General features: G+C 58.6%; 16 protein-coding genes. 3 read left to right on the top strand and 13 right to left on the bottom strand.

Going from position 1 to position 17,649, the window contains the following annotated elements:
- Positions 1–173: 173 nt before the first annotated feature.
- Together FYK55_RS13825 and FYK55_RS13820 are read right to left on the bottom strand one after the other, a co-directional pair.
- On the bottom strand, positions 174–521 hold the full coding sequence (locus FYK55_RS13825) for a hypothetical protein (protein ID WP_150077020.1): 348 nt from the start codon (positions 519–521) through the stop codon (positions 174–176).
- Positions 522–737: 216 nt separating this feature from the next.
- Positions 738–1,940 carry an AI-2E family transporter gene (locus tag FYK55_RS13820; protein WP_150077019.1) on the bottom strand — a complete coding sequence of 401 codons (1,203 nt, stop codon included), beginning with the start codon at positions 1,938–1,940 and terminating at the stop codon, positions 738–740.
- A gap of 485 nt (positions 1,941–2,425) precedes the next feature.
- On the opposite strand from FYK55_RS13820, the gene FYK55_RS13815 reads away from it, so the two are divergent.
- Positions 2,426–3,598 (top strand): baeRF3 domain-containing protein, encoded by a 1,173-nt coding sequence (locus tag FYK55_RS13815; protein ID WP_150077018.1) that lies wholly within the window; start codon positions 2,426–2,428, stop codon positions 3,596–3,598.
- A 286-nt stretch (positions 3,599–3,884) separates the two neighbouring features.
- Here the strand turns inward: FYK55_RS13815 and FYK55_RS13810 are convergent, their stop codons facing one another.
- From FYK55_RS13810 to FYK55_RS13780, 7 genes are all read right to left on the bottom strand, one after another.
- Positions 3,885–4,790 (bottom strand): YihY/virulence factor BrkB family protein, encoded by a 906-nt coding sequence (locus tag FYK55_RS13810; RefSeq protein WP_150077017.1) that lies wholly within the window; start codon positions 4,788–4,790, stop codon positions 3,885–3,887.
- Entirely contained in the window at positions 4,787–5,341 is a 555-nt protein-coding gene (locus FYK55_RS13805) for a DUF421 domain-containing protein (protein ID WP_150077016.1), read from the bottom strand. Before FYK55_RS13805 ends, FYK55_RS13810 begins: the two co-directional genes overlap by 4 nt.
- A 337-nt stretch (positions 5,342–5,678) precedes the next feature.
- Positions 5,679–5,858, bottom strand: a complete 180-nt coding sequence (locus tag FYK55_RS13800) for a YqaE/Pmp3 family membrane protein (RefSeq protein WP_150077015.1) — start codon at positions 5,856–5,858, stop codon at positions 5,679–5,681.
- A 93-nt stretch (positions 5,859–5,951) separates the two neighbouring features.
- The gene (locus tag FYK55_RS13795) at positions 5,952–7,043 is read right to left on the bottom strand and encodes an endonuclease/exonuclease/phosphatase family protein (protein WP_150077014.1); all 1,092 of its coding nucleotides are present in this window, start codon (positions 7,041–7,043) and stop codon (positions 5,952–5,954) included.
- 374 nt (positions 7,044–7,417) lie between these two features.
- Positions 7,418–9,385, bottom strand: coding sequence for a DUF11 domain-containing protein (locus FYK55_RS13790; protein ID WP_161604494.1), 1,968 nt, complete (start codon positions 9,383–9,385; stop codon positions 7,418–7,420).
- Positions 9,386–9,593: 208 nt separating this feature from the next.
- Positions 9,594–10,469 (bottom strand): C39 family peptidase, encoded by an 876-nt coding sequence (locus tag FYK55_RS13785; protein WP_150077012.1) that lies wholly within the window; start codon positions 10,467–10,469, stop codon positions 9,594–9,596.
- A gap of 119 nt (positions 10,470–10,588) precedes the next feature.
- On the bottom strand, positions 10,589–11,434 hold the full coding sequence (locus FYK55_RS13780; protein ID WP_150077011.1) for a DUF1206 domain-containing protein: 846 nt from the start codon (positions 11,432–11,434) through the stop codon (positions 10,589–10,591).
- Positions 11,435–12,203: 769 nt separating this feature from the next.
- Here FYK55_RS13780 and FYK55_RS13775 point away from each other — a divergent pair.
- A complete protein-coding gene (locus FYK55_RS13775) occupies positions 12,204–12,935 on the top strand; it encodes a CDP-alcohol phosphatidyltransferase family protein (protein WP_150077010.1) in 732 nt (243 codons plus the stop codon).
- Here the strand turns inward: FYK55_RS13775 and FYK55_RS13770 are convergent.
- From FYK55_RS13770 to FYK55_RS13760, 3 genes are all read right to left on the bottom strand, one after another.
- Positions 12,916–13,608, bottom strand: a complete 693-nt coding sequence (locus FYK55_RS13770) for a PH domain-containing protein (RefSeq protein WP_161604493.1) — start codon at positions 13,606–13,608, stop codon at positions 12,916–12,918. The genes FYK55_RS13775 and FYK55_RS13770 overlap by 20 nt on opposite strands.
- Positions 13,609–13,880: 272 nt before the next feature.
- The gene (locus FYK55_RS13765; protein ID WP_201743714.1) at positions 13,881–14,264 is read right to left on the bottom strand and encodes a hypothetical protein; all 384 of its coding nucleotides are present in this window, start codon (positions 14,262–14,264) and stop codon (positions 13,881–13,883) included.
- A 258-nt stretch (positions 14,265–14,522) separates the two neighbouring features.
- Positions 14,523–15,236, bottom strand: a complete 714-nt coding sequence (locus tag FYK55_RS13760; protein WP_150077008.1) for a hypothetical protein — start codon at positions 15,234–15,236, stop codon at positions 14,523–14,525.
- A 432-nt stretch (positions 15,237–15,668) separates the two neighbouring features.
- Between FYK55_RS13760 and FYK55_RS13755 the strand changes: the two genes are divergently transcribed.
- Positions 15,669–16,442 carry a CAP domain-containing protein gene (locus tag FYK55_RS13755; RefSeq protein ID WP_150077007.1) on the top strand — a complete coding sequence of 258 codons (774 nt, stop codon included), beginning with the start codon at positions 15,669–15,671 and terminating at the stop codon, positions 16,440–16,442.
- 13 nt (positions 16,443–16,455) lie between these two features.
- Here FYK55_RS13755 and FYK55_RS13750 read toward each other — a convergent pair whose 3' ends face one another.
- Positions 16,456–17,628 (bottom strand): hypothetical protein, encoded by a 1,173-nt coding sequence (locus tag FYK55_RS13750; protein ID WP_235908681.1) that lies wholly within the window; start codon positions 17,626–17,628, stop codon positions 16,456–16,458.
- Positions 17,629–17,649 lie beyond the last annotated feature (21 nt).

Genomic DNA, 17,649 nt, shown 5'->3' with positions numbered 1-17,649 from the left:
TCCTGCCAGCGGATGCAAGTGACGTACCGAGATGCCCGAGAGTGGGGCGTGCGGGAGACGATTCTTGATGTCTTGCCATCACTTCGCCCGCCAACCCGACGCCGCGGTGCCCAGAGTCAGTGGCCGTGTGGCGCCCGTGGCCGTTGTGGCCGTGCTTAGCGTCCGTGGCGGGCTCAGGCGTCCGTCGCTGAACTGATGTTCGCTGCCTTCGGCTTCGAGGTCGTGTCCGGCGATTTAGATTCCCACCGAGCCAGTTCGCGAAACTTCTCCTCCAACTTTTCCGACATCGACGAAAGTTCTCCACCACGATGCATGGCGTGATGCCCGCATCGAGACTTCACGCGCGCTTCCAAGTCGGCCTGGAAGGATCCCTTGTGCTTCCAGACGTATCCGCTCATCAGCAGGGACTTCAGCAATAAATCCGAACGCTCATCGGCGGGCAGTTCCCCCGACAGACGCTGACAGCAGAGATGAGCCAGCTCGTCCATTTGAGCTTCAATTTCAGGATTGGTCTCAGACATCTCCATTCTCCCTCATTCAAGTTGCGCTAGCTTCATCAATGGCATACCGCTACAGAGTGACGCTGTCCAGCTTGGCCCCGCGTGAAAACCCGCCTGAAAACGCGTTTGACTGGAACAGATGAGCCAAAGGCACTCGCCTCGGGTCTCAAGATTCCGAAGTGTCACCATGCTTCGGCCTGGCGCTGGTGCCTACGGCTTCGGGCCTCCAGACCGACGCTAGGTTGGTGCAGATTCCATGCCGTCGGCGGCAGCCGAGCGTTGAATCGACGAAGATTTCGCTTCGTCCTGATCGGAATCTTTATGCGGCAAGACGTGAGACTCTTCTGCGCCCAGAATCAGCGCAATCGGATGCAATCCCTCGTATCCCTCGCAGATCATGCGGGTCGCGATCAGAATCGGTACCGACAGGAAGACCCCCATCATTCCCCACATCCAGCCCCAGAACACGATGAAGATGAACACCAACACGGGGCTGATCCGCATCGACCTTCCTAGAATGGCGGGGGTGATCACTTGGCCCTCCAACGAGGTGAGCCCGATGTAGCCGAGTGTCACAACCGAGGCATACCAGGCGGTGTCGAAGTTGACGATGGCGACAAAGAAAATGATGATCGCCCCGCAAATCGCCCCCACGATGGGAATGAAGTTGAAGGCGAATGCCATCGTGCCCCATACGAATGGCGAGGGCATCCCGAACAGCCACATCGCGACGGTCACTGAGATTCCCAACCCCGCGTTGATCAGCGAAACCTGGGCAAGATAACTTCCCAGACCCTCCTGGACGTTCTGCAAAACTTCGATCATTCGCCGGCGGGAAGTAAAATCGGGCAACGATCGCATCACGTTGCGAAGCAAGTCATCGCCGGCCGCCAGTAGGAAGAACAGCAGCACCCCGGCGACGGTCACGAATGAAACAAAATTCCCGGTTCCGTTCACCAGGGTGACATTGCTGCTCCAGGCAGGCTGTTCGATCTCAACCGGCACAGGTTCGTCTTCCCCCGCGGCTTCCTCGCTGCCGTCGGTCGCCTGCGACATTTCTTCGGTCGCCTGATCGACCTCCTCCATCTTGTCGAACACGAACGCCAATCGCTCCTTTGCCGTCGCGATGTGACGCGGCGCATCAGCCAGCGTCTGTTTGGCGGGGGTAAAGACCAAGTACGTTGCCGATGCGAGCAATATCACCAACCCGGCCATGATCGCGATTGCGGTGACAGTTGACGGAATCCGGATGGCCCTGCCGCGACGAACGATCGGCCGCAACGTCAAGTACAAGACGATCGCCGTGACCACTGGAACGAACAAGGACCGCGCGTAGTAAAGCGCGTACAGCACCAACATCGTCGCACAGATGCGAACCGCAAGCGTTGACACCAGCGAGGTGGCGGGTTCGGTCGGTTCGTTGTCGGTGCGTTCGTTCATGGGCGGGAGACGTTCCAGATGGGTTCAGCGGTGGATCATTGATTGCGTCGACGTGGAGGCGTCGCAACGAACCTCCGACGATCGCGCCGCCGCCCAACCGGCAGAAACTTTCAACCTCCATTTCCGCTCCAGGGAGACCTCTCGGCCAGGCCCCGCGCCGGCTGGAAATCACCCTTGCGACGGCGTTATTCCTCCAGAAACCAACGCTTCCGGGCCCCGGAGCTGGTCGCGACGAAGACGCAGTCCCCGCCTCGTCTGAGCAAACTTCATGCCGACCTGACCTCTCCGACATTCTACGAAAGCTTGCCCGCACATCCACGCCGGTGCATTCTCCGTCTCGCTGTGCTGCAGTGGCGCACTTGGCCGACAACTGACGACCAACGCGATGCCAGAACAAACTCCGCGGGAATGGCATCTGATTTGCGACCTGTTGGTGGACGGAATTCTTGACGATTTGAAACGCCATGCGCGATGAGGCAAATGAGATGAGCACAGCAACCGTTCTGGACCTGAGAAACCTCCGACGCGGCGACTTGAATGAGTTGGCCGCAATCACGTCGCATCCCTGCGTTTCGATCTACCTGCCCACCTCTCCCAGCGGTCCCGAGACGCGCCAGGGAGCCATTCGACTGCGAAACCTGCTCGACCGAGCCTGTGACCAACTTTCCGAAGCGGGATATGATCCTGCCTTCCTTCAACCGTTGCGAGCGAAACAAGAAGACCACTCCTTTTGGCAGCACCAATCGTACGGACTGTGCATTCTGGCGACCGCGGAAGAAATCAGACTGCTGCGGTTGCCGCACGAAGTGGAGGAACGCGTGGAGATTGATGAAGTCCCGTTCCTCAAACCGATGCTGCCGACGCAAGCGTCCGGAGGGGACTGCTTCGTGCTGACGCTCACCTGGGAGAAGGCCAACCTGTATCGGCTTTCCGAGGGCGCCCTGGAACCGGCGGACGCCTCCGGATTCCCGGCCAGCTTTGACGACCTGATCGTACCACGCGACCCGGAGGAGCAGCTGCAATACTCTAGCCACCGGACCTCCGGTGACGGCAGTGGAACTTCCACCGCGATGTATCACGGTCAAGGCGAAGGCGAACAGAAGATTGAGGCCGATCGCAACCATTATTTGGTGCGGATCGCCCAACTGCTCCAGCCGGCTATCTACAACACCGGAACGCCGCTGGCCGTGTTCGCCACCGACGAAGTCGCCGGTCATTTTGACGCCGCCAGCGAATCCCACTTGGATTTTCGGATCGCGGGAAGTCCGGCGAACTTGACCGCCGAGCAGGTAAAAAAGAAGGTGATTGAGACCATCAGTCACGCCCGGTCGGAGCAGGAAGTTAGCTCCGAGGATTTCTCCGAACGGTTCGGAACCGCATTGGCGAAAGCGCAGGCAACGACCGACATCGAACAAGTCGTTTCCGCGGCCCTGCAAGGTCGCGTGCGCAGCCTGCTGGTCGCTGCGGATGCAGAGATCTACGGAACCATCGATGAATCGGACCAGACCGCCAGGACCAGCGGCGATCCCAACCGGGGTGTCGAACTGGGCAACCGAGCAGCCATCGCAGCGTTGCGAAGTGGAGCTGAAGTTCGCCGCTGCGTCGCCGGGGAACTTCCCAGCAACGGGCGGGCTGCCGCGGCAATCTTCCGGTTCTAGTCGACGATCCTTGCCCTCGCGACGCTCGCCCTTCTAGGAAGAGCGGGTAATACACGTCGCACGTACTCGAGTCGCGAAGTGACGGCAGCCCCCTGCCGTCGGCGCAAGCCGACGGATACGACTGCCCAAAACACCACCAGCCGCGAAGCGGCGACAGCAATCCGCTTCAACGAGGGGCGAGGCGATACTTCGCTGGGTATCTCTCCACGCTCTGGCGAGCGTGGCTACAGGCGAGCGTGGCTACAGGCGAGCGTGGCTACGTGCGGGCGCTCGTCATCGCTGCCGACTATTTCCGCAGCGTCTCCACCACGCGCACGGCATTTTTCTCCGGTCGAATCCCACCCCCATACTCGGCGGCGTACGCTTGCGTGGCTTCTGCGCCCAGGAAGAAGATCATGCTGCTGTAGTACACCCAAATCAGAATCACCGCCAAGGATGCAGCAGCAGATCCGAGTCGCGCTGTCGGGTCGGCGGTGCTCAAGTACCACTGCAAGACGTACCGCCCCAACAGAAACAACAGGGTGGTCAGCAGTGCACCGAGCAGCACGTCGGCCCAACGAATTTCCGCGTCCGGCATCAATTTGAATAACGCCCCGAAGATCACGAACGTGACCGCGCCCTGAACGGTAAAGTTGACCCACTGAGCAATCACGTCATCAATTCCGATGACAGCCCCCACGCGCTCGCCGACCATGGACATGATGGTGGATACCACCAGGGAAACCAACAACAGAAATCCCAACCCCAAAATCATCGCCAACGATAGCAACCGTTTTAACAACAGGTGCGTGATGCCCCAGGACTGCGGGTCGGGTTTCACCGACCAGACCCGATTGAGGGAGTCCTGAATGGCCGCCACAACGCCGGTCGCGCTAACCAGGATGCCGACAAAACTGATCAACGTCTTCCAGCCACTTCCCCCCGACCGTCGGTTGGACTCCAGCATGTTGGAGATCTCATCCCGGGCAGCCTGATTCCCAAGCATCTGTTCGGCATGACGCTCCAACAGGAGACGCGCCTTTTCCTCAGCGATATCGCCTTCGTAGGTCACGGACAGCCCCGCCGTCAGCACCGTCAGTAGAAGAAACAGCAGGGGCGGCAGAGCGAAGATGGTGTAGTAGGCCAATGCCGCTGACATGTTGATGCAGCGGTGCTCCATAAAATCATTGAAAGTTCGCGTCAGGAGTTTCATGCTGGCTCGGAATCTTCCGCCACGTAGTCGATCACCCCGTTCATAAAATCTGGATGGATCCGCCGGTGCGACTCGTCGGCTCGCAAGACCGACACGTCACCGGTGGTTTCGAACACCACCGCCAGGACCTGATCGTAGTCTAACGCATTGGCCTCGCGCAGCTTCCCGTAAAGATCTCCCCGCGTGACATTCGCACGCTGGAGATTCTGGTCGTAGATCTGGCTGCCGCGCATCAGCAGCAATGGTTCATTGTCCACCCATTTGCCGAATCGTCGGGAGTGCCGTCGCAGGTAGGCGATGCTCCACTGGCCGGCATACAACGAAGCGATCGCCACCAACCCTAGAAACAGTGTCGGTGTCGGCGAGGAAATCGTTGCCCCAAATAATGAGCCCACCGCAACCGTCATGGCAAAGTCAGCGGCAGTCATCTTTGACAAGCTTCGCAGTCCAACCCATCGGGTGTAAACGATGATCGCAAAGTACGTGACGACTGCGGACAGGATCACCATTGGAAATTGATTCGCGTTCTCCGTGATCCATTTCTCAATCATCACTGGTTACCAACAACGTTGGATGGCTGCGTTGTCCGCCCCGCACAGGGTTCTCCGCACTGGGTTCCCCGCACAGGCTTCATCGAAAGTTGGCGGAATAGAAGTCACCACAAGCGGTGCGTGGAATCCTCGAGGAACGTCTGCGACCGGTTGCGCGGGTCCGGTTGCATGGAGCTGCGTCGAAATTGTCATTGCGTGCCACTGCCCGCCGTCTGGCGACGGCAGCTACAACAATGTCTGGCGACGGCAGCTACAACATTGTCTGGCGACGGCAGCTACGACGACTCACAACTTCCATTGAAGCGGACGTGCTGGAGCAGGCACTCGGGTTATCCGATCAAAGCACCACGATCAGCGCGTGGATGATCCCAACGACCCAAAAGCCCAGCAGCGTCAATACGATGTTCAAGAAAAACTGGACGCCTACACCACGATCCATGAAGACCGCCAGCGGCGGCAGCAGAATCGAAAGAATGACCTTCAGCAGCGTATTTTCATTGGTCCTGGCAACAGACATCAGATTTCTCCTTCGTCGGGATGGCACGTCACGAGCAACGTCACTCGTCCGACGACTGGGTGATGCAACGTCCATGCCAATGTCACCATGCTTTCATGCCTTCTGCAGCGATTCCCGCTCAATCAAATCGTCGGCCAATTCTTCATCCGAGGAACTCGCCTCCAACGATTCCTGCTCATCCGCCTTCGACTCATTCAGTTGCAGTTCGATCAGAATCGGAAAATGGTCCGACCCGACCGGCGGCAAGCGACGCAGTTCCCGAAGCGTGAAGTGCTCGGAATGAAAGACATGGTCCAGGGGGAACCGCAGGTACCAGTGTTTGGCATGAAAGGAGTTCAGCAGCGCCCGGCCTCGACGGGGATCCAACAGGTCACTGACCCGCAGAAATAGACGCGTCGTGCGTGACCAGGCCACGTCGTTCAAATCGCCGCCCAATACGACCGGCGTGTGGACCTCCGAAAGCCGTTTTCCCCACAGCATCAGCTCGGCATCCCTCGGCGCCGAATCCATGTCGCGAATCGGTTCCGGCGGCCGCGGATGCACCGCAATGACACGCACGGTATCCTCCGAATGCAGCTTGATCTTGGCTTCGATCGAGGGAATGTCATCTTCGACCAGGTACCGCACTTCCGACTCCAGGATTGGGAACCGCGACACCATCAGCATTCCGTAACAATTCTCCTGTGGGCAGGTCACCTCATGGGCGTAAAGCTTGCGCCATTCGGCGATTTCATCCAACCAACGCTGGTTGGTTTCCAAAGCGATCACCACGTCGGGGCGCTCCTTCTGGATCGTCGCAATCCAGAGCCCGTACGACTCGTTGTACATCTCGACGTTCGATATCACCAATCGAAGGGTCCGCTGAGAATCGATGATGGGAGATTTCTCAGTTTGCTTTGCCCACAGCGGCGTATAGGGCAAGACTCGATAGAGATGCCACGCGATAATGAAAGTGGTCAGCCCCACCACGGCCCAGGCCATGGGAGTCATTTGAGGCCAGCCTTCGATGGCTTCGGCAAGGAAGTACACGGCCGCGATCAACAGACTGATCGCGATGATCTGAATGCGCGGGAAATCCCAGCCCCGAATGAACCAATGTGATCTGACGCTCAAGTTCAGCAACGAACCGAGTGCAAGAGCAAGCAGCAATAGCAGACAGGCTGTCTGGAGAATGGTTTCCAACATGGAAAAACTCGCGATCACGGGCAAATGATGCGACCGGGCAGGAGTCGTCATTCGCACCCTGGGCACACTCGTCGATTTCTTGGCACACAGCCCGCATTTTAGAGCAATTGGCATGCCCGGTCCGGCGAAGGCCCGATCCCCCGAACCTCGTCTCCAGGGTTGTCCAGGTGGCCCGTCAAACTCCCGAGGCCGCCGCACCGGAAAGTCTTGCCGCGTCGATTCTTTTTGCCCAAAAGTTCCCTGAACGCTCCTGGGGCGCAAGGCTGAGGCCCATTCCCGGTCGAGAATGGGCCTCAGTTCATCAGAAATGAATGTTCAACCCGCCGCGAGCCGCAGAGGACAATCCCCCGCGGCGCGGCGAATAGCGGGACGCCCTAGTTCTGGGCCTGACGGCTAAACAACCGCGTTGGCTCCTCAGCGGCCACTGCCTTGTTGAGTGACTTGCTGGTCAGCTTCGCTTCCAGCAGCACATTCCCTTTTCCCTTGCTTTTCGTCGTCACCTTAAAGTCCTCGCGATCCCCCGGCCCCATCGAATCGACCGGCTCGAACGTCACGGTTGATCCGTCCTGGCTGTGCTCCGTCGGACCTTCGGCGCTGACGAACGTCAGGCCGTCGGGGATATTGACATTCAGCTTCACGTTTTGGTCCTTGGCGTCACCCTCATTCCACACGCGGACCGTGTAGACTACCTGTTCGCCGTCTGCCGCGGGATCTTCGTCGTCAATCACGACCAGCTGCATCGCGGGCAATCGCACCACGCTGGCTTTCGCCATTGCCATCGAGGTGGTTCGACGCTTCGCATCGGCCTGATCGCTCGCTGCATCGACGGTGCAGACGTAACGAACGTCTACCTTGGTCGGGATCTCATCTGCCTCGCCCGATCGAATGGCGTACTCAAATTGTGCCGTTTGACCCGGCTTCAATTCATCGATCGTGACCACGCGTTCGCTCATCGACTGACCCGATTGTTGCGAATCGCTCGACTCTGAATCGCTTGAAGATTGCGAACCGTCGTTGGACTGATCTGCCGATTGGTCCTTGCTGGAACCTCCATCGGATGACTCCGCAACCGTCGGTGTGCCTTTTTGGTTGGACTTGTTGGAAGAATCCGAATTCGACTTCTTCTTCATCGTGATCTCACCCAGGTCGGCAAGGTTCGTATTACTGGGCCACATGACGCGGGCGCGGACATTCTTGGCCGGCGCGTTTCCGGTATTTGTGACCATCGCAGTGAACGTCGCCAACTGATTGCCATACAAGCGGCTGGGCCCATCCAGTTGCACATCCAGATCGGCGGCAATGATCTTGGTAGAAGTCTTCTTACTGCGAGACTTCAGGTCGCTGTTCGTCGCCTTCGCGACGGCGCGGCTGGAGTAGTCGCCCGGTTTCGCTGCATACACCTGGGCAACAAATCGACGCGTTTCGCCCGACTTTAGTTGGTCGATATCAAACTTCAGTTGATTGTCGCCTTCGATGGTCGCCAGCCCGTCACCGAGTTGGTCGGTGATTTGGATGGCGCCCACGTCACCGCTTCCGCCGTTCTTGAGCGTGTACTCCAACTCCACCACATCACAGCGATCCGCCTTCTTCGGTGCAGTTTTAGTCAACTCGAGTTCCGGTTTCACCACCTGTGACATCAGGCACAACGCCGGGGTGTAGCTCACGATTTCCAGGCAACTCTTCAGTTGGCCCTCTTCATCGGCGGCCGCTTGGACATGAATCATCTTGCTTTGACCAGGCTCCAGCTTGGCGATGGTCATGACCGAGTCGTTACCGGATTGCTGCGAGCCGTTGGAAGCTTGTTGATTGCCACGCTTTCCTGATGACTGCTTGTCCTTCGACTGGTCGTCGGAACCATTCGACTGGTTGCCAGACCCGTTCGAATTCTTTTTTGAGTTCTCCGATGCGTTACCGGAATTTTTCGATTGATTGCCGGACTTCTTGTTGTTGCCGGAATCCTTCGGCTTCGATTGATTCTTCGACTTCTGATTCTTCGATTTTTTTTCCGACTTGGCTTGCTTGGACCCGTTGGAGCTTTGCTGCCCCTGGGAACCGCTCTGTCGACCCTGGTCGCCGGAGGTGCTGACCGACTCCACGGTAAATCCTTTGGCTTTCCGCTGTTTCAATTTGATATCGTGGAGCGTGACGTTGTCACTGCTGTTGGTCACGCGAATCTGATACTTGAAGGACTGACCGACTTCAGTCTGTTCAGGCATCTCAGCATCGAGTTGCAGCAAACCGTCTCCGGTTTGAACCGATTGCTGCGCGTGCAGCGTGCCAGACAAACAGACAAGCAGGCCCAGCAACGGGCCGGCCGTGCATAGATGCGAAAATAATTTCATGGAACAACTCTTCATCACTTGGGGAAAGAAAGTCGACTCGCCTTCGAATCGACATCGGGTGGACAAACACCCGGCCGCAGAGCTGATGCCAAACCGCGAGTGAATGAAAAGATTGGCGCGAGCCGGACGCCGCCCCAACCCGCAAGCGACGCGTGATAGCCGCACGAATTCCGCGTGCATTCGATGAGGGAAAAACGAGATGTTTTTCTTATTCAGAATCGACCAGGCGGATACCATCGCCGTGCCATAAGACACGCATGTCATCGATCGACCACCTTTCCAGCCCTGTCGATGGATCAGCAACCACAAACGTCGCGTCGTCCAACCCGCTGTGACCGTCATCAAATCCCGCGATGACGACCGAGTGCCCCATCCCGGGAATCCAACCCCACTGTTCCACGTAACGAGGATCGCTGACGCCGTAAGGTAACTTCACGGCGATCAACACCGGCCACCGGTTTTGTTCAATCAATTCCTGCAACGAACGTTCAACAACCCGAACGTCCATCGATTGACGGTTGGCAATCAATTTGACACCCCGGTAGAGCCCCAACGTCGGTGTTCCCGCTGAATCGGTCAAACACAGCGGAATCATTTCGCGTTCACTGACCGGAATACCTTCACCGCGAAGCAAGGTGGCCGCCGCCGCGGGACTGCATGTCGCCCAGGATGTTTGCAACGCGACAGGTCCGTCCCAGTGGTCGGCGCCTTCTGGCGGTGGACGGAGCAAGATTGAAAGTAGTGGCCAAAAGAGCGCCACCACTGCGGTCAACGAAAGAGCCAATGCCAACCCCGCGCGACGGCCTCTGGGAATGCCGGGCACACGCGTCGCCCACCCCGCGGAAGCACCGATCAAGACTGGAGCGACGTTGCTGTAGATGATCGCCGCCGAGGATGGCATCACCGTCGCCCAAAACAACTGCCCAGCACCGTAGAACTGAAAAATGACGGCAGAGAAAATCGCCACGGCCATCAGCAAGATGACCCGTTGCCCTTTGTCAGACCAAGCCCACGTCCCAGTGCACAGCCCCGCGACTGCGGAAGCCACGGCCATCACCAACACGGCGAGGTAAAGATCTTGCATCGTTTAACTGCGACTTGTTGGCCACGGCCTGGCAGACTGATGGTCTCCTCTCGTCGGCTTTCGCTCCGCGGAAGCCAGTTGCCTGGCGACTTTTTGCGCAGGACAACTCCGTCGGACTTCTAACCCTTGTTCACGTTGAATCGGCGGTACACGCCCATCAAGATCATGTGGACTGCGTACGCCATCAATCCGAACCCGGTGATGCCGATCAGAATCTTACCATAAGGCTGCGATGCAATGGTTGCCAGTGCGTCGCCCATCCCGCCGATCTCACCGCCCCGAGTCCCGCTCCAGGCAGCACTCAGGAAAAAGCCGCCGATAATGATCACGGCAACTCCCCTCGTGATCAGCCCGGTTCGACCGGCGTGGAACGCCAACTGGCGGAACCGGTTGCTCATTTCAGCGAGGTTGTACTTCTCCATGAACTTCGCCTTGTACCCCTTGATGATGAAATAGATCCCCGTACCGATGACGATCGCGGCAATGATCCCCAGCAGAACACGGCCGCCGGTCGAGTCCATCAAAAAGGAAGGACCATTGCCCCCGCTTTGGCCTCCGCCTCCCATGCCCAATGCCAACGAACCGGCAAAACATCCCAGCAACAAGTAACTGCCGCCGCTGATGGCGTAGCCGGTGCGTTTGACCAAGCCTTTGGCGTCGGTCCCGACCCCTTCAGTGTCCTTGCCGGCTTGGACCCAACGCCAAGCGGTGTAGCCGAGCAGACCAATTGCGGTCAGGCCCAACAAAACACGACCGTACGGCTGTTGCCCGATTTCTCGGATGGCGTCTCTTGCCCCAGCCGTTTCGCCACCGGCACCAATCGCCAACTTGAACGCCAAGAAGCCCATGATGAAGTACACGACTCCCTTCGCGATGTGGCCGAAACGACCCAGCGTTTCAACCCATGACGGAACCTGTGGGAGCGAAGCCGGACTGTAGCCGTGCCAGGAAAATTTCGTGGGCATGCTAGCGGGCGCATTGGTGGACATTGGGAATCTCGTTGATTGGAGTCGAAAGTACTCCTCGTGACGGCGGGAGTGATCACTGCATCGAGGTAGCAATCGATGTGCCCAATGGCCCGCGTCCTGGCCGCGATTGACCACGTGCCGGTGACAATCGGTCCCGTACGACGTTCGCCGAGCAATCCGATCGATCGGGACCCAAACCGCGTTCCACCTCCATCAGATACATGGATATCGTGCCCTAAAGCGGTGGATCCGTCCGGTTGGCGGACCTCCATTCGACGCCGGAAGCCGGCAATGGCCTGTCAATGCTGCACTGTCGCCAGCCGGTCGACATGCCGCACTCTTCGCACTCTTCGCGATCGGGCCCGCGCAGGCACCGTGAGACCGGCCTTTTGGTCGAAAAAGAACCGATGTGCGCGACTCGGCGGCAGCCTTAGTTCCGACTCACTCAACCGCTCGTGCGGCCATCGACAAGAATCTCGGCGCGTCGCATTCCATGAGGGAGGTTCGTGCGAAAACCCACTTAGCCCCTGATCGCGTTTCGCACCCAATTTGATCTGAACACCTGTTTTCGATCCGTCGCAAAATCCGGCTCCGGGAACGCTCTCGCCAGGAACGGTAATTGCCTCTCCGTTCCGGCGATTCAGCAGAAACTTGATTGAATGCCTTCCGACGCATCGAACCGAAACCCCAGCGAGCCGCTCTTGTGTCACAATCGGAACCGACGCCAGGCAACCACGTTCTCCCAACCTTCTCCCATCAAACGGTGATGCCCTCCAGCCCAGCCCTCCGGGTAAAAGCGTACGCGGTCCACCTGTTGACCGCCTCCGGCATCGTGCCGGCGGCGCTGGCGATGAACGAAGTCGCGAGGCCGGACGGGGATCCGCGGATGGTTTTTTTGTGGCTGCTGGTCTGCACCATCATCGACGCCGTCGACGGCCCTTTGGCCCGACGCTACCACGTCAAGACCAACGCTCCCGCGGTCGACGGACGAACGATCGATGACCTGCTGGACTACCTGACGTTCGCCTTCATCCCGTTGATGCTGGTCTGGCGAATGGGTTGGTTACCTCACGGGACGGGATGGACGGTTAGCCTGGCGATGGCGGCCAGCTTGTTCGGCTTTTCCCATACCCAGGCCAAGGACGAAAGCGGCGGCTTTTTCCGAGGTTTTCCGTCCTACTGGAACATCTTCGCTTTCTATGCGGGGCTGATCAGCACGCTGGCCAGCCCATGGGCGTCGGCGGTTTTGATGTGGATCTTGACCATCCTGACGGTCACGCCGGTGAAATTCTTGTATCCAAACCTGACGCCGCGGCGATGGAAGCCCTGGATCCTCTACGGGTCGGTTCTGTGGGTCGTCGTGATGTTGTGGATGTTGCCCCGGTATCCGAATGTGTCTCCGGTGACATTCGTCGTGTCGCTGATCTATCCGGCCTTCTACACGATCGTGTCTTTCAAGCTTGCGTCACGCGGGAAGACTACTGACGACGGCGGATGAAATCCACGACCCGCTCGGGATTGGGGATGTCATTGATCACGACTTCCATGTCGTCTTGGCCCGCGCTGGAAACCGCGATGTCGCCAAAACGCAGAATCCGTTCGGCAAGGTTTTGGCTGAGCTTCAAGTTGCGGACGTCCTCGTGGCGGAGTTCACTGGATCCACGGTGCAGCAGTCCATACTGGTAGATCAGCCGCTCATTGGTCAGCGTCAATGATTGCATCCGGCTGAGGATCAGCCAGCGAAGCAGAAAGAACAGGGCGACGACGATCAACACGCCCGACGAAATCAGCAACGCCGAACCGGAGAGGTTCAGCACCGTCCGATCCGCCAGGCCCATCACCAAGCCGGCCAAACCGGCGAGCACCAAAAGGATGCAAATCACCGTGCCCAGAAAATGCCGGCGAAAAACGACGGGGTGGACGACCAACTGAGGCACGTCCGCGGACGGTTGATTGGGTTGATCGCGAACGTCCGCTGCCGCTTCGGTCGGGCCAGGATCATGAACCGGATAGGCCTTGGGCGCCTCCACTTGGAAAGGACGACCACACCGGGGACATTCGGTCGTGCCCCCAAGGAACCGCCGTTCGACTTGCACATTGGATTGACAGTGCGGACAGCCATAAAGCATGGTGTCCGCCCCTGAAGTGTCGTTTTCGTTTCCGGAAGACATAAGATTTGAAGCAAAACCAAGTGAAGCAAGGGCAAGCCGACCGAAGGCAATACCGACCAACGCAGTGCCGGTCGGTGATGAAATTCTAGCGTGTTCTCCGAAACACAGAATGCGTGGCACGATCGCACCGACGGGATTGCAGTTGCCAAGCTGCATAAAAACACCCCGATAGCCGAATTTCGGCAACCGGGGTCATGGCTTGATCAATCGAGCGATTGGAACTGGATCGGTTCGGGCATCCGGACGGCGGACGACCGAGCCGTACCCGGAATTCACTCGACTTCCTTGACAGCGTCATTCTCGACGCCAGTGGCGGATGGGTCAGGCGTCGCCAGCTCGGGATTGTCCTCGATCTGGTCGGCTTTCTCTTCGCCCTGCTCCTCAACCTGGTCGGCTTTGGCTTCGGCGTTTTCCTCGATCTGGTCCGCCTTTTCTTCGGCTTGCTCTTCAACGGACGGCTTGGCCGCTTCGTAGCGCTGTTCCATCTGATCGGCGGCTTGTTCGCCCCGGTCACGGATGGCTTCAGCTTCGGCTTGCGAGTTGTCGCGGACGTCGGCGGCTACATCTTCCGCCTGGTTTTCGTAGGCACTGTCACAACCGACGAAGGCTGCAGCAGCGACAGTGAATGCAAGACTGGAGAATTTGAAAATGTTCATTGGTGGATTCCTTAAGGGAAGGTCGTCGTCACAAAAGCAGGGCCGGCACAGAAAACGTCCGGCCGATCGTGTGATAGGGGGTCGTAGAGGCAATTCCTGCGCCAGACTTCACCCATTCGGCGTCCATCAGAAGAAATTCCACCGGTGCCCACACTCCCCGGGGTCGGCCCCGCACGGATGACCTGCACGGATGACGGTCGCCCACCCCGATCGGAGATCATGGTTGTCCCCAAACCGGCCGGAATGCCCCGCCGGGACTCAGGTCGCTTGACGATCAAGTCGCTCCATCGCCAGATCGAATCGGCGATCAAACTCGGAGAACAGCGCCCGGGATTCGGGCAAATCCAAGAGCGCAGAGATGCCGTCGGCACTCCGTTCCACTTCCGGAGACGATTCGATTTCCTCCTCGGGCTGTTCGCGGCTCTCCATCCGCCGCGCCAAGTCGATCGCAGCGTCTTTCCAGCCGGACACGCCGCGCAGCACATCTTTCATTGCCGCCTGCAGGGCGTGAAAGTCCATCCTTGCGAACGCCTCCTCGAACGCCGCCCGCATCCGACGAATCCGGGGAACGTCCCATTCGCTCTCACGGCTCAAACATCGATCCAGAGTCCTCCCCAGCAAGACCATTCGCGTGATTTCCAATGGCACACCGCGAACCGATGTCACGACACGCACGAGCTTGCGAATCGGAAACAACACCAATTTCAGCGGCGCCCTGGCCGCCCAGGCCAAACACCCACCCGCACATCCGGTATCCGAGCCAAAAAACGTGCGATATCGTTCCAAATCCTGACCCCGGTCATGCGCCTTCAATGTTCGCTCGACCGTGAATCGTCGACACCGATCTTGAAGCAAGTCATCAACAAAGGGGACCGGAACGAAACGCGAAGCGGCCGAGACGATTCCGGCAACGATCCATTGGTGCACCAACCAGGATGAAGAAGGCGTCTCTGCTGACGATTGGCTATCCATCAAGGGTCAAGACCGGAGAGTGTTTCGGCTATCGGGTGTTTGAACGCGGACTGACGACTCGCTGCGGAATCATTGTGGCAAAGCGGGAAAACTGCCAACAGGTCACGCGATATGCGAACCGCGGGCCATCACCGCAGGTTCCCCAGCAGAAAGCGGTGACTTGAACGCTCTTGCCCCCGCAGCTGCCGTCACGATTGCGGCAAAAGAGCCAGCCTCTGGCGGTCGTCGCGACACGGGGTCCGACAAAGCTTCGCGCTGCGGCAAAGCCTCTCGTTCCCGGAAACCGCGTGCTCACGAGAAAGCGGCGTGGACCTCGGCGGATGGACTCCGCTTGTAGGCTTGGAACGGCCCCCGATGGGGCGCGGCAGTTGCATCCATCCGATCCACTCTCCAACCTCTCACTGCATCCACCCAATCATGATCTCCACGCGAATGACGAAACCTTGCTGCATTGCCGTACTCGCCGTCACCTTCTGCGTACCCGCCGCCCTGCTCGCGGATACTCCAAGCCGATCGCTTGTTGACCAGGTCGAAGACAGGATCGTCCAACGGACCAACGAATTTAGAAAGCAGCACGACCTGCCGGCCGTGTCAGAGAACGACCACCTGCAGAAAGCGGCGGAGCAATTTGCCGGTTGGATGGCCGCCAACGACAAATATGGGCACCATGCGGACGGGCGAACGCCGGCCGAACGCGTCACGTCGTCCGGCTATGAGTATTGCGTGGTTCGGGAAAACATCGCCTATCGCACGAACCCAGGAGAAGTCACCGTGGAAAGTCTGGCGGAGGTCTTTGCGGGAGGCTGGATCGACTCGCCTCCCCACCGGGAAAACATGCTTGCGGACTACGTCGAAGAGACCGGCGTCGCAGTTGCCACGGAAGATGAAGAAACCTATTACGCCGTGCAGTTGTTCGGCCGACCGAAATCTGCGGCCATCGAGATCCGTATCACCAATCGTTCCGCCCGACGGGAAACTTTGGCCATTGAGGCCAACGACAGCCGAGACGAATTCGAGATTCCGCCGGCAACCGTGATGAAACTGCGTCGTTGCTTTCCCAGCAAACTCCAATTGGTCGATTCGGAAGATTCCGTTTCGGTCGCCGAATCCATCGAGCTGACAATCGGAGAAGAAGGCTTGCAGCGGAAACCATCGGAACCGACTGTCGAGGCCGAATCAGAAGGACAGGCTGAATCGACGAATTGAACAATCTCGGTCGTCAGATCTCTTCGTCCACGAAGATGATGTGGCGGAAGTAGTGCTGCGACTCGAAACTGGCACCAAGCGAACCGATCAATAAACCCAGCGATGCGCTGAACATCGCCATTTGGGGACGATCCATCCAACTGAGCTGCCGCACGTCGGTGAAGGTCGACGAGGCCCAGGCGACCACCAACTGGCCCGGAAACAACAGGTGGGTCAACGTCAATCCGACCGCAAACAGCGTCATCCAGGTTGCCAACATTCCCGCAAAGACGATCGCCAACGCTGACACCGAGGTGACCACGGATTGCTCGCTGCGGCGTTTGCCACGTCGCACAAGCAACTGTTGCCGCAGGACCACGTAGATGGTCGTTGCGAACAAGGCGCAAACCATCAGCAGGGAAATACGCGGCCCGCCTTGGGCCAGAGCCAGATCCCACGACTCCGCCGTCATCAACAAAATCGCCAAAGTCGAGAAGGATGCAATCGTCAACCGGCTCAGACGCTTCGGAAACTCCCACGGGTGCGCGGCGCGGACTGCCCGGTAAATCTCCCAACGGTTGATCCAGGCCGCCCGCAGCGCGAACGCCGGGTATGCCAGGACGCGGCCTTCGCCTTCTTCCAATCGTGGATCGGCGATCTCCAACAAGGCCTCGCGTTGACGTTCCAAATCCTCGGCGTCCAGCGCGGCCATGTGGTCCAACGCCATCGCATCGGGCGGATGAAACAGCAGGTCATTGGGATGATCGCTCTTGGGCAGCCCGGTCAAATGGCCCAGCCCATGCAGAATCAATCGGCTCAACCGCCGCGCGATCCGCTGGATCCGTTCGTCATGATTGACCTCCACGCCCAGGGCCTGCGGATCGATCAATGACATCGAAATCACGGCCGCATCCAGGGGCCGGCTGAGGGCGGCGAAACAATACGACGAGTAGTTTCCGACCAGCTCGGATGCGGTCAGCACGAAAGCGAAGTCCCAATGCTTTGCGTCGCGTTCCTCCAACGCCTGACGCAAGAGCAAGCTGGGTTCCACCCGGCCACCGGTTTCACCGAGCATCTCCGGGCGACGAATTTCAAAAAAATCGAACTTGAACTCGGGAAACATTTCCGACAGACGTTGGTCGGCCTGTTCCACGGCCAGCTTCGCCGCTTTGGAATCGACAAAGTCCAGCGGCCCGGCGACGATCACGCCGATTTCGATAAGGTGAAG

This window comes from Roseiconus nitratireducens (genome assembly GCF_008629675.1).
Classification (GTDB): domain Bacteria; phylum Planctomycetota; class Planctomycetia; order Pirellulales; family Pirellulaceae; genus Stieleria; species Stieleria nitratireducens.
The sequence above is the reverse complement of the archived record's forward strand: the minus strand, read 5'-3'. Positions and strand labels throughout refer to the sequence as shown.

Excerpts from the sequence above, each read along its gene's own strand:
- FYK55_RS13825 (WP_150077020.1), bottom strand. The coding sequence starts at position 521 with ATGTCTGAGACCAATCCTGAAATTGAAGCTCAAATGGACGAGCTGGCT.
- FYK55_RS13820 (WP_150077019.1), bottom strand. The coding sequence starts at position 1,940 with ATGAACGAACGCACCGACAACGAACCGACCGAACCCGCCACCTCGCTG.
- FYK55_RS13815 (WP_150077018.1), top strand. The coding sequence starts at position 2,426 with ATGAGCACAGCAACCGTTCTGGACCTGAGAAACCTCCGACGCGGCGAC.
- FYK55_RS13810 (WP_150077017.1), bottom strand. The coding sequence starts at position 4,790 with ATGAAACTCCTGACGCGAACTTTCAATGATTTTATGGAGCACCGCTGC.
- FYK55_RS13805 (WP_150077016.1), bottom strand. The coding sequence starts at position 5,341 with ATGATTGAGAAATGGATCACGGAGAACGCGAATCAATTTCCAATGGTG.
- FYK55_RS13800 (WP_150077015.1), bottom strand. The coding sequence starts at position 5,858 with ATGTCTGTTGCCAGGACCAATGAAAATACGCTGCTGAAGGTCATTCTT.
- FYK55_RS13795 (WP_150077014.1), bottom strand. The coding sequence starts at position 7,043 with ATGTTGGAAACCATTCTCCAGACAGCCTGTCTGCTATTGCTGCTTGCT.
- FYK55_RS13790 (WP_161604494.1), bottom strand. The coding sequence starts at position 9,385 with ATGAAATTATTTTCGCATCTATGCACGGCCGGCCCGTTGCTGGGCCTG.
- FYK55_RS13785 (WP_150077012.1), bottom strand. The coding sequence starts at position 10,469 with ATGCAAGATCTTTACCTCGCCGTGTTGGTGATGGCCGTGGCTTCCGCA.
- FYK55_RS13780 (WP_150077011.1), bottom strand. The coding sequence starts at position 11,434 with ATGCCCACGAAATTTTCCTGGCACGGCTACAGTCCGGCTTCGCTCCCA.
- FYK55_RS13775 (WP_150077010.1), top strand. The coding sequence starts at position 12,204 with ATGCCCTCCAGCCCAGCCCTCCGGGTAAAAGCGTACGCGGTCCACCTG.
- FYK55_RS13770 (WP_161604493.1), bottom strand. The coding sequence starts at position 13,608 with ATGTCTTCCGGAAACGAAAACGACACTTCAGGGGCGGACACCATGCTT.
- FYK55_RS13765 (WP_201743714.1), bottom strand. The coding sequence starts at position 14,264 with ATGAACATTTTCAAATTCTCCAGTCTTGCATTCACTGTCGCTGCTGCA.
- FYK55_RS13760 (WP_150077008.1), bottom strand. The coding sequence starts at position 15,236 with ATGGATAGCCAATCGTCAGCAGAGACGCCTTCTTCATCCTGGTTGGTG.
- FYK55_RS13755 (WP_150077007.1), top strand. The coding sequence starts at position 15,669 with ATGACGAAACCTTGCTGCATTGCCGTACTCGCCGTCACCTTCTGCGTA.